Raw genomic sequence first — 394 nt, forward strand, 5'->3', positions numbered from 1 at the left:
GGTGGTTGCGTGGTACCATGATTGGTATCTGTGTGAACGCCTGCCCGGGATTCTGGTGGTTGAGGACGACGTAGAGTACACACCTCCATACAAGCCACGCAACTCGGCGCAGGGCAAAGTTCTTGTGCTGTGCGCCTGATCATGCTACAGTAGCGTCCTCAACGTACACAGAAGAGGTAGATCGTGCTCCAACCGAAATTCACGGAGGCAGAATGAGACCGGTGATTACGAGTATCAAGACGCAGGCCGACGCTATTGCGTGGATCAAGAAAGCGCCCAAGGGCACAGCATTCGCGATGAACGTGCGGACCACCGGATACCACACGGCTGGTATCAATCGCAACCACAAGATGCCGATTGAAATTCCGTCGACCATTCAGGTGACGAAAAACAC

General features: G+C 54.1%; 1 protein-coding gene. It reads left to right on the forward strand.

The features are described from left to right. Positions 1–212: 212 nt before the first annotated feature. Positions 213–394: hypothetical protein (locus AC1RPQ_RS08035; RefSeq protein WP_481762268.1), on the forward strand; the 182-nt coding region annotated here is incomplete at its 3' end.

This window comes from Dellaglioa sp. CoH-57-MRSF-21 (assembly GCF_056781915.1).